This is a genomic window from Mycobacterium sp. E3198 (assembly GCF_001667015.1).
GTDB lineage: Bacteria > Actinomycetota > Actinomycetes > Mycobacteriales > Mycobacteriaceae > Mycobacterium.
Map to the genome: position 1 here is coordinate 1 of NZ_LZIS01000118.1, position 6,897 is coordinate 6,897.

Genomic DNA, 6,897 nt, shown 5'->3' on the forward strand with positions numbered 1-6,897 from the left:
AGGCCCTGGCGTTGGGCGGCGGCGGTGGCGGCCAGTTTGGGGGCCAGCGGTTCACCGGACAGGGCGCGGCGCTGGCCCAGGTCGTCGGCGTCATCGACGCGCCGGCCCGCCTCGGCCTTTGTCAGGCGCAGCCGATCGGCCAGCGCCGCGCGCAGCGTGCCGCCCAACTCGGCCTTGCTGGCTTGGGCCTCGAGTTGGTTGATCAGGTCGTGCTGGGCCCACCGCAGCCGGCGTGCCGCGCACTCCAGGCGCTCGAGGGCCCGCAACCGCTCCGGGGTGGTGAACACCTCAAACGACAAGCCGCACAACCGGTCCACGTCGGCGCGCAGCGCATCGAAGACCTCCACGATCTCCTCACGACTGCTCGCACCCATGCCCCCAACCTTAGGAACACCTACCGACAAGAATCCCCGCATTGTGACCACTGAAACCAAAGTGGCCCAAGTTATTTGGCTCCGTGTGCGTGGTGCAACACTCATGAACCACTTGGGACCAGTGAAACCAAATCGGCCCACCTTATTGTGGATGAACCGATTAAATGTCTTGGCTGCGCAAAGGGTTCGTGGAGCTGAACTATTGCGGGATACGACTGCCTGTTGGCTCAACGGTATCCATGAACGGAAACCACGGCGCTCCCCGGAGAGGCCGGTAATCGGCGACGGCGAAGGCGGTTGCGGCTGCTGAGATCAGCGCCACGAAGACGCCGGGCTGACGGCTGGCATGGTCGGGAAAGCCAAAGGAAATCAGCCAGGCGAGCAACAGCATTGAGGTGGTGTTGATCAGGTCGGTTGCGGCGATGAGCGACAAATCGGGTCGGCCAAGGCCGCATTTCCCGCCGGTGATCGCCGTAGCAATGCCTAACACACCAGCCACCAGGAACAGGGCGGCGGCAATCGTGTTGCTCTGCCAACCGGTGCGGTTCACGCCCTGAACGTCCTCCCAGGGCAGAAAGAGCCCCAACATCAGCGCGGCGCCGCCGACGCCGGCGATCATCCGTCGATATACGGGAGTCTGCACAGCCATGTTCATCCCCCCAAACGATTGCGGCAGGCGCCTGCCCGTTCGCATAACAGCTGTTATTACTTGTCAAGAACATAACGCTTGTTATGGCATCATGTCAATGATGACTTCGGCCGACACCACGCTGAGCACCCAGGAGCGCCTGGTGACAGCCGCTCTAGCCGTGCTGGAGCGGGACGGCCCGGCGGCGATTCAAGCGCGGACATTGGCAGGCGAAATCGGCGCGTCGACGATGGCGGTGTACACGCACTTCGGGGGAATGCCCAAGCTGATTGAAGCAATGATGCGTGCCGGGCTGGCGCGCTTCGCCGAGCACACTCGCGCAGTGCCGCATACCGACGACCCGATGGCTGATCTCCTCGCTGGCGGACTGGCCTACGGCGAGTTCGCCATGCGAAGCCCGCAGCTGTACCGGTTGCTGTTTGGCCTCACCGACCTTGGCGGAATCAATAAGGTGTCGGCCGATGCGGCCACGCCTTGGGATCTGGCCGAAGGAGTCGACGCGTTGTCGGTACTAGTCAGTGCGGTCGAGCGCGTCATTGAAGCCGGACGAATCCGACCACAGGAGCCGACACGCGCGGCTACCCAGATCTTGAGTGCCACACACGGATTCGTGCTGTTGGCGATGAGTGGAATCATTGACCCCGACGGACTGCAGGACGTGATGGTCCCACTCGCGATCAATTTGGTAGTGGGTCTCGGCGACACGCGCCGGCGCGCCGAACGCTCCCTTGCGGCCGCGCTCGAAGCGCGTGCATCTCAGCGGGAGGCCCACTGAGCGCATCTCGTCAGAAGTTCAACCCCGAGTACATCACCCGGTTCGGATCGTACTTCTGCCGCATCGTCGTCAGCTGCGAGAGATTTGAGCCGAAGTAGCGCGCCGCCGAGCTGTTGGCCTCCAGGTAGTTGACGTACCCGCCGACCGAATACGGTTGCACCGCTTGGTGCGCGGAGTTCAGCCATTGGGTGGCGGCGGAAACCTGGTTGGCGGCGGGCTCGACGTACCACTGCAACAGCGCGGACTGCTTGCGCCACGGAAAGGCGGTGTCCCCCGGCGCCACGTCGCCGACGGCGCCATCCAGTGGGTCGACGAGCAGCGACGCTTTGCCGCCGGAGGCGGGCCACTGCCCGATCGCCGTCGCAATGGCTTTGGCCGCAGCGGAATTCAGCGTCGACAGCACGTCTGAGCCCGCCACGAACCCGACGGGCGACGGCGTCGAACTGCCGCCGGCCAGGTAGGTCACCAAATCCATGTGGCTCAGCGTCTTGTTGACGACCGCGCTCGGAGCGACACCCACCGCGGATTTGATGGCGTCGACGACACCGGGTCCGGCGCCCGCCGGGCAGGTGGCCAGGACGTGGCAGTTCGGCTGGTTGCCGACGGAGAGATCGACTATCCCCCAGGTGTTTCGGTCCGCGGCACTCAACCAGGACTGCCAGCCCATGAGCACCTGCACCGCCGACGCCGGCGGGAAGTCGAGCCGGACGACGTCGTTGTCACCGGTCGTAAACGTCGCGAAGGTCATCGACGTCGTCACCCCGAAGTTGCCCCCGCCCCCACCGCGCAGCGCCCAGAACAGGTCCGGATGGTCGTTGGCCGACGCGGTGACCACGTCGCCGCTCGGCAGCACCACCGTCGCCGACTGCAGCGCGTCGCATGTCAGTCCGGCGTGGCGGGAATCGGCCCCCACCCCGCCCCCCAGGGCCAGTCCCGCGATCCCGATGCTGGGGTAGGTGGCGGTGGGGATCGCGCGGCCGGCGGCGGCCAGCGCCTGGTGCACCGCGTACACCGTGGTCGCCGGCGTGACGGTGGCGTTGCCGGCGCCGTCGACGTTCACCCCGCCGGGCAGCTTGCGCAGGTCGATCACCATCGTGCCGTTGGCGCTCGATGCGCCGATGTACGAATGGCCGCCCCCGCGCGGGGCGATCTTGAGCCCGTTCGCCGTTGCGAACGACACGGCCTTCTGCACATCCGACTGCGACGACACCGTGACGACCGCCGCGGGACTGGAGTTGTCGTAGAACGAATTGAAAAGCTGTTTGCCCGAGGAGAATTGAGCGCCATTGCCGGGCAACGCGACGCTCCCGCCGATGGAGGAGGCCAGGCCGCCCCAGCCGACGGTGGGGTCGGCGGCCGCCCGCGCGCTGCCGAACACGGCCCCGGTCGCCAGCATCCCGACGGCCCCCCGAAGAAAGGTCTGGCGCGAAATCTCATGGTCCAGCGGACGGCTGCGATTCGTCGTCATGAGCCGGATTCTGGTCGAATCCGCACCCGAAAATCCGGCCCCGGCGCGAGTGTCAGGTCACAGTGTGGCCTCGATCCGCCGGCGCCGGCACGGCCGTCGTGGAGCCCAATAAGGCACGTCAGGGGCGCGATGCCCTTACAAAACGCTTATTGTGCAAAGCTTTATCGCACCGTGTTGTAAACGTGACAGTCATAGACCAGAGTTCCCTAAGTGACTGGAGTGCCGTCGGCGCATTCCGAGACAGGGAGGCTGGCATGAAGGCACTGGCGGCGGGAACTCAACGGTGGATCTGGCTGTTTCGTCACCAGCCTCTGACCGTTCGCCTTCTGGCCGGTGCCGCCGGCCTCCTCACGGTGGCTGCGGCGTTCGCGGCGCCGGCCGAGGCGGACCCGGCGACCGACGACGCCTTCATCGACGCGCTGAACCACGCCGGCATCGACTTCGGCGAGCCGGGGAACGCGATGAAAGTGGGCGAGTCCATCTGCCCGATGCTCGCGCAGCCCGGCGGCAACTTCGCAGCCGCCGCGGCGACCGTCAGCAACCGCGGCCTGTCGCCGGGGATGGCCAAGATGTTCACCACCATCGCGATTCAGATGTACTGCCCGCAGGAGATGGCCAACATCGCCAGCGGCAACCCGACTGCTGGGTTGCCGGGCATTCCGGGCGGTCTGCCCGGCGGTCTTGCCGGCGGCATCCCCGGCATCCAGCAAATCCCGGGCATGCCAGGGGCTTAGCCGCTCAGCGCGTCCCCAACGGGTCGATGGTCGAGGCGATATAGACCATCGCCGCCGCGACGGTCGCGGTCGTGATGAAGTCGGTCCCCTTGCCGCGGACGACCAACTGGCCGGCCCGGTCCTCGGACAACACCAACCGCAGGATCGCCGCCACGCCCACCCCGATGCCGATCAGCAGGGCGCCGCGACGCCAGAAGTTGGCCCCCGCCAACACAAATGCCGCGGCGAAAATCAGGCCGACCAACAGGATCGGCCATTGTGCCCGCAGCGTCGCGCGCACCGGTTATTGCCGTCCCTCGGCCAATTCGACGACGTTGGTCAACAGGAACGCGCGGGTGAGCGGGCCGACGCCACCGGGATTTGGTGACACGTGCCCGGCCACCTCCCACACGTCGGGATGCACATCGCCGACGAGGCCGTTCTCGGTGCGGCTGACGCCCACGTCGACGACCGCGGCGCCCGGACGTACCATCTCGGCGGTCAGCATGTGCGGCACCCCGACGGCGGCCACGATGATGTCGGCCTGCCTGGTCAGCGCGGCCAGGTCGCGAGTTCCGGTGTGGCACAACGTGACCGTGGCGTTCTCCGAGCGGCGGGTCAGCAGCAGCCCCAGCGGGCGGCCGACCGTCACGCCGCGGCCGATGACGACCACGTGGGCCCCGGCGATTTCGACGTCGTAGCGCCGCAGCAGGTGCACGATGCCGCGCGGCGTGCAGGGCAGCGGGGCCCGCTCCATCAGCACCAGGCGGCCCAGGTTGGTGGGGTGCAGGCCGTCGGCGTCCTTGGCGGGGTCGACGCGCTCGAGCGCCGCGTTCTCGTCGAGGTGCTTGGGCAGCGGCAGCTGGACGATGTAGCCGGTGCACTCGGGGTTGGCGTTGAGTTCGTCGATGGTCTCGTCGAGTTGGGCGGCGCTGATGTCGGCGGGCAGGTCGCGGCGGATCGACGTGATGCCGACCTTGGCGCAGTCGGCGTGCTTGCCGCGAACGTAGGCCTGCGACCCGGGGTCGTCGCCGACCAGGATGGTGCCCAGCCCGGGCGTGCGGCCCGCTGCCGTCAGAGCGGCGACTCGTTGCTTGAGGTCGACGAAGATTTCGTCCCGGGTGGCCTTGCCGTCCAGCGTGATTGCGCCCACGCCTCACAGTCTGGCACGCGACACGATTAAGCTCCTCGCATGTCTACCCCTCCAGACGTGCTCAGCCCGGCCAAGCTGGGCCCGATCACGCTGCGCAACCGCACCATCAAATCCGCCACCTTCGAGGCGCGCACGCCCAACGCCCTGGTGAGCGACGACCTGATCGAATACCACCGCCTGCCGGCGGCCGGCGGGGTCGGGATGACCACCGTCGCCTATTGCGCGGTGTCGCCCGGCGGCCGCACGGAGGGCAACGGGATCTGGATGCGACCGGAGGCGGTGCCCGGGTTCCGCCGGCTCACCGACGCGATCCACGCCGAGGGCGCCGCGGTGAGCGCGCAGATCGGGCACGCCGGCCCGGTCGCCAACGCCAAGTCCAACAAGGCCAAAGCCCTGGCGCCGGTGCGATTCTTCAACCCGATCGGGATGCGCTTCGCCAAGAAGGCCACCCGCGACGACATCGACGACGTCATCCAAGGGCACGTCAACGCGGTCCGGCTCGCGATCGAAGCCGGCTTCGATGCGGTCGAAATCCATTTGGGTCACAACTATCTGGCGAGCGCGTTCCTGTCTCCGCTGATCAACCGCCGCACCGACGAATTCGGCGGATCGCTGGAGAACCGGGCCAAGGTCGCCCGCGGGATAGTCATGGCCGTCCGGCGCGCGGTGGACGAGGAGGGCACGCCGATCGCGGTCACGGCCAAGCTCAACATGTCCGACGGGGTGCGCGGCGGCATCAGCACGAAGGAATCGCTGATCACCGCCAAGTGGCTGCAGGACGACGGCGGTCTGGACGCGATCGAGCTCACCGCGGGCAGCTCGCTGGTCAACCCGATGTACCTGTTCCACGGCGACCCGCCGCTCAAGGAATTCGCCGGCGCCTTCAAGCCGCCGCTGAGCTGGGGCATGCGGATGACGGGCAAGAAGTTCCTCCGCGAGTACCCCTACCGCGAGGCCTATTTACTGCGCGACGCCAAGCTGTTCCGCGCCGAGCTCACGATGCCGCTGATATTGCTCGGCGGCATCACCAACCGGGAGACGATGGACCTCGCGATGGCGGAGGGATTCGACTTCGTCGCGATGGGCCGGGCGTTGCTGGCCGAGCCGGACCTGATCAATCGGATCGCCGCCGACGGCGCCGCCCACACCGTGCATTCGGCGTGCACGCACTGCAATCGGTGCATGCCGACCATCTACACCCGGACCCGCTGCGTGGTCACCGGCGCCCCTGACTCGGTCACTCAGCCCACAGGGTGACAACAGGTGCACCCGCTACAGTTGTGGCGATGAGTGCACCAGCCCCGCCAGCGCTGACCGTTCGCCATGACGGGTCGGAGCGCACGTTCGCGGCGGGCCACGACGTGGTGGTCGGGCGCGATCTGCGGGCCGACATGCGCATCACGCACCCGCTGATCTCGCGCGCCCATTTGTTGCTGCGCTTCGACCAGGGCCGGTGGCTGGCGATCGACAACGGCTCGCTCAACGGGACCTTCTGCAACGGCCGCCGGGTCCCGGTGGTGGACATCCACGACGGCCAAACCGTCAACATCGGGAATCCCGACGGGCCGCAGCTGACCTTCGAAGTGGGCCGCCACCAAGGGCTGGCCGGGCGCCCGCCCCGAACCGAATCGATGGGCATCCCGGTGGCCGCACACGCGGGAACGGCGTGGCCGGCCTCGCAACCGCCGCCGGGTCCCCCCGTCGCCGCGGCGCCTGCTGGGCCCAGTTCGGTGTGCGGCCGGGAGGGGGGGGCGGGGCCGCGATC

The 6,897-nt window shown here is 67.7% G+C and carries 9 protein-coding genes; 4 read left to right on the forward strand and 5 right to left on the reverse strand.

The features are described from left to right. Both A5673_RS13625 and A5673_RS13630 read right to left on the reverse strand, forming a co-directional pair. On the reverse strand, nucleotides 1–374 hold a 374-nt coding region (locus A5673_RS13625), incomplete at its 3' end, for a DUF222 domain-containing protein (RefSeq protein WP_156748182.1). A 199-nt stretch (nucleotides 375–573) separates the two neighbouring features. Next, nucleotides 574–993, reverse strand: coding sequence for a hypothetical protein (locus A5673_RS13630; RefSeq protein WP_068232833.1), 420 nt, complete (start codon nucleotides 991–993; stop codon nucleotides 574–576). Between the two features lie 130 nt (nucleotides 994–1,123). Here A5673_RS13630 and A5673_RS13635 point away from each other — a divergent pair, with 130 nt between their 5' ends. Next, on the forward strand, nucleotides 1,124–1,798 hold the full coding sequence (locus A5673_RS13635) for a TetR/AcrR family transcriptional regulator (RefSeq protein WP_068232849.1): 675 nt from the start codon (nucleotides 1,124–1,126) through the stop codon (nucleotides 1,796–1,798). Nucleotides 1,799–1,808: 10 nt separating this feature from the next. On the opposite strand, the gene A5673_RS13640 is transcribed toward A5673_RS13635, so the two are convergent. After that, nucleotides 1,809–3,242, reverse strand: coding sequence for an FAD-binding oxidoreductase (locus tag A5673_RS13640; protein ID WP_197518376.1), 1,434 nt, complete (start codon nucleotides 3,240–3,242; stop codon nucleotides 1,809–1,811). A gap of 278 nt (nucleotides 3,243–3,520) precedes the next feature. Here A5673_RS13640 and A5673_RS13645 point away from each other — a divergent pair, with 278 nt between their 5' ends. Continuing rightward, nucleotides 3,521–4,000: a DUF732 domain-containing protein gene (locus A5673_RS13645; RefSeq protein WP_068232837.1), complete on the forward strand. Its 480-nt coding sequence runs from the start codon at nucleotides 3,521–3,523 to the stop codon at nucleotides 3,998–4,000. Nucleotides 4,001–4,004: 4 nt separating this feature from the next. On the opposite strand, the gene A5673_RS13650 is transcribed toward A5673_RS13645, so the two are convergent. Both A5673_RS13650 and A5673_RS13655 read right to left on the reverse strand, forming a co-directional pair. Further along, nucleotides 4,005–4,280 carry a DUF3017 domain-containing protein gene (locus tag A5673_RS13650; protein WP_068232839.1) on the reverse strand — a complete coding sequence of 92 codons (276 nt, stop codon included), beginning with the start codon at nucleotides 4,278–4,280 and terminating at the stop codon, nucleotides 4,005–4,007. A 3-nt stretch (nucleotides 4,281–4,283) separates the two neighbouring features. Then, nucleotides 4,284–5,132, reverse strand: a complete 849-nt coding sequence (locus tag A5673_RS13655; protein ID WP_068232842.1) for a bifunctional methylenetetrahydrofolate dehydrogenase/methenyltetrahydrofolate cyclohydrolase — start codon at nucleotides 5,130–5,132, stop codon at nucleotides 4,284–4,286. Nucleotides 5,133–5,171: 39 nt separating this feature from the next. On the opposite strand from A5673_RS13655, the gene A5673_RS13660 reads away from it, so the two are divergent. Both A5673_RS13660 and A5673_RS13665 read left to right on the forward strand, forming a co-directional pair. Beyond that, on the forward strand, nucleotides 5,172–6,389 hold the full coding sequence (locus A5673_RS13660) for an NADH:flavin oxidoreductase (protein ID WP_068232845.1): 1,218 nt from the start codon (nucleotides 5,172–5,174) through the stop codon (nucleotides 6,387–6,389). 29 nt (nucleotides 6,390–6,418) lie between these two features. Further along, nucleotides 6,419–6,897: FHA domain-containing protein (locus tag A5673_RS13665; protein WP_197518375.1), on the forward strand; the 479-nt coding region annotated here is incomplete at its 3' end.

What these genes read in the sequence shown, in the direction of transcription:
- A5673_RS13630 (WP_068232833.1), bottom strand. Translation starts at nt 993, where the DNA reads ATGATCGCCGGCGTCGGCGGCGCCGCGCTGATGTTGGGGCTCTTTCTG.
- A5673_RS13635 (WP_068232849.1), top strand. Translation starts at nt 1,124, where the DNA reads ATGACTTCGGCCGACACCACGCTGAGCACCCAGGAGCGCCTGGTGACA.
- A5673_RS13645 (WP_068232837.1), top strand. Translation starts at nt 3,521, where the DNA reads ATGAAGGCACTGGCGGCGGGAACTCAACGGTGGATCTGGCTGTTTCGT.
- A5673_RS13660 (WP_068232845.1), top strand. Translation starts at nt 5,172, where the DNA reads ATGTCTACCCCTCCAGACGTGCTCAGCCCGGCCAAGCTGGGCCCGATC.